This window comes from Streptomyces sp. SID486, assembly GCF_009865385.1.
GTDB lineage: Bacteria > Actinomycetota > Actinomycetes > Streptomycetales > Streptomycetaceae > Streptomyces.
This window is the reverse complement of record NZ_WWJT01000112.1, coordinates 1-3,216: the sequence shown is the minus strand read 5'-3', so window position 1 is coordinate 3,216 and position 3,216 is coordinate 1. Positions and strand designations below refer to the sequence as shown.

At 68.2% G+C, this 3,216-nt stretch carries 3 protein-coding genes; all 3 read left to right on the top strand.

What is annotated here, in order from left to right:
- The coding region (locus GT045_RS05625) for an acetolactate synthase large subunit (RefSeq protein WP_161333470.1) at nt 1-1,647 on the top strand (1,647 nt) is incomplete at its 5' end.
- A gap of 20 nt (nt 1,648-1,667) precedes the next feature.
- The gene (ilvN, locus tag GT045_RS05620) at nt 1,668-2,192 is read left to right on the top strand and encodes an acetolactate synthase small subunit (RefSeq protein ID WP_121786755.1); all 525 of its coding nucleotides are present in this window, start codon (nt 1,668-1,670) and stop codon (nt 2,190-2,192) included.
- 118 nt (nt 2,193-2,310) lie between these two features.
- On the top strand, nt 2,311-3,216 hold a 906-nt coding region (ilvC, locus tag GT045_RS05615), incomplete at its 3' end, for a ketol-acid reductoisomerase (RefSeq protein WP_161333469.1).

Below are 3,216 nucleotides of genomic sequence, written 5' to 3'. Positions count from 1 at the left end.
CACGTGCTGGTGCGGCACGAGCAGGGCGCCGGCCACGCCGCCACCGGCTACGCGCAGGCCACCGGCAAGGTCGGTGTCTGCATGGCCACCTCCGGCCCCGGCGCCACCAACCTGGTCACGCCGATCGCCGACGCCCACATGGACTCGGTCCCGATGGTGGCGATCACCGGCCAGGTGGCGTCCAAGGCGATCGGCACGGACGCCTTCCAGGAGGCGGACATCGTCGGCATCACCATGCCGATCACCAAGCACAACTTCCTGGTCACCAAGGCCGAGGACATCCCGCGGACCATCGCGCAGGCGTTCCACATCGCCTCCACCGGCCGTCCGGGCCCGGTCCTGGTCGACATCTCCAAGGACGCCCTCCAGGCGAAGACCACCTTCTCCTGGCCGCCGGTGATGGACCTGCCCGGCTACCGCCCCGTGACCAAGCCGCACGCCAAGCAGATCCGCGAGGCCGCCAAGCTGATCACCGCGGCCCGCAAGCCGGTCCTCTACGTCGGCGGCGGCGTCCTCAAAGCGCAGGCCACCGCCGAGCTGAAGGTCCTCGCCGAACTCACCGGAGCGCCCGTCACCACCACCCTGATGGCGCTCGGCGCGTTCCCCGACAGCCACCCGCTGCACGTGGGAATGCCGGGCATGCACGGTGCGGTCACCGCCGTCACCGCGCTGCAGAAGGCCGACCTGATCGTCGCCCTCGGTGCCCGCTTCGACGACCGGGTCACCGGCAAGCTGGACAGCTTCGCGCCGTACGCCAAGATCGTCCACGCCGACATCGACCCGGCGGAGATCGGCAAGAACCGCGAGGCGGACGTGCCGATCGTCGGTGACGCCCGCGAGGTCATCGCCGACCTGGTCCAGGCCGTGCAGAAGGAGCACAGCGAGGGCCACAAGGGCGACTACACCGCCTGGTGGAGCGACCTGAACCGCTGGCGGGAGACCTACCCGCTCGGATACGACCAGCCCGGGGACGGCTCGCTCTCGCCGCAGCAGGTCATCGAGCGGGTCGGCCGGCTCGCGCCCGAGGGGACGATCTTCGCGGCGGGCGTCGGCCAGCACCAGATGTGGTCCGCGCACTTCATCCAGTACGAGCGGCCCGCCACCTGGCTGAACTCCGGCGGCGCCGGGACGATGGGCTACGCGGTCCCGGCCGCGATGGGCGCCAAGGCCGGGCGGCCCGAGCAGACGGTCTGGGCGATCGACGGCGACGGCTGCTTCCAGATGACCAATCAGGAACTGGTCACCTGCGCGCTGAACAACATCCCGATCAAGGTCGCCATCATCAACAACGGCGCCCTCGGGATGGTCCGCCAGTGGCAGACCCTCTTCTACAACCAGCGCTACTCCAACACCGTGCTCCACAGCGGCCCGGAGGACGTCAACCCGGACGCCAAGGGCACCCGGGTGCCGGACTTCGTGAAGCTGTCCGAGGCGATGGGCTGCGTGGGCCTGCGCTGCGAGCGCCCGGAGGACCTGGACAAGGTCATCCAGGAGGCGAACTCCATCAACGACCGCCCGGTCGTGGTCGACTTCATCGTCCACGAGGACGCGATGGTGTGGCCGATGGTCGCCGCCGGCACCTCCAACGACGAGATCATGGCCGCCCGGGACGTCCGCCCCGACTTCGGCGACAACGAAGACGACTGAGCGAGGAAGCGCAGAGAATCATGTCCAAGCACACGCTCTCCGTCCTGGTGGAGAACACGCCGGGCATCCTCGCCCGGATCGCCGCCCTGTTCTCCCGGCGCGGCTTCAACATCGACTCGCTCGCGGTGGGTGTCACCGAGCACCCCGACATCTCCCGCATCACCATCGTGGTGGGCGTGGAGGAGCTGCCTCTGGAGCAGGTCACCAAGCAGCTCAACAAGCTCGTCAACGTGCTGAAGATCGTCGAGCTGGAGCCCGGTCAGGCCGTGCAGCGCGAACTCGTCCTGGTGAAGGTCCGCGCCGACAACGAGACCCGCTCCCAGATCGTGGAGATCGTCCAGCTGTTCCGCGCCAAGACGGTCGACGTCTCCCCGGAGGCCGTCACCATCGAGGCCACCGGATCCGGCGAGAAGCTGTCCGCCATGCTCAAGATGCTGGAGCCGTACGGCATCAAGGAGCTGGTCCAGTCCGGCACCATCGCGATCGGCCGCGGCGCCCGTTCGATCACGGACCGCTCACTGCGCGCTCTCGACCGGACGGCGTAAGACTGAGTACGGGCGGTCGCCGATCCGACGGCCGCCCGTATGCCGAGACCCCCGAACTTCCTTCCACCCCGCCGTCATACGGTGGGAGCACCACCTGCACACAAGGAGAGAACCCAAAGTGGCCGAGCTGTTCTACGACGCCGATGCCGACCTGTCCATCATCCAGGGCCGCAAGGTCGCGGTCATCGGCTACGGCAGTCAGGGCCACGCCCATGCGCTGTCGCTGCGTGACTCGGGTGTCGACGTCCGGGTCGGTCTGCACGAGGGCTCGAAGTCCAAGGCGAAGGCCGAGGAGCAGGGTCTGCGTGTGGTGACTCCGGCGGAGGCCGCGGCCGAGGCCGACGTGATCATGATCCTGGTGCCGGACCCGATCCAGGCCCAGGTCTACGAGGAGTCGATCAAGGACAACCTGAAGGACGGTGACGCGCTGTTCTTCGGTCACGGTCTGAACATCCGGTTCGGGTTCATCAAGCCCCCGGCGGGCGTGGACGTCTGCATGGTCGCGCCGAAGGGTCCCGGTCACCTGGTGCGCCGGCAGTACGAGGAGGGCCGTGGTGTGCCGTGCATCGCGGCGGTGGAGCAGGACGCCTCGGGTGACGCGTTCGCGCTGGCCCTGTCGTACGCCAAGGGCATCGGCGGTACCCGCGCCGGCGTGATCAAGACGACGTTCACCGAGGAGACCGAGACCGACCTGTTCGGTGAGCAGGCGGTGCTGTGCGGTGGTACGGCGGCGCTGGTCAAGGCGGGTTTCGAGACGCTGGTGGAGGCCGGCTACCAGCCGGAGATCGCCTACTTCGAGTGCCTGCACGAGCTGAAGCTGATCGTGGACCTGATGTACGAGGGCGGTCTGGAGAAGATGCGCTGGTCGGTGTCGGAGACCGCCGAGTGGGGTGACTACGTCACCGGTCCGCGGATCATCACCGACGCCACCAAGGCGGAGATGAAGCAGGTCCTCGCCGAGATCCAGGACGGCACGTTCGCCAGGAACTGGATGGACGAGTACCACGGTGGCCTGAAGAAGTAC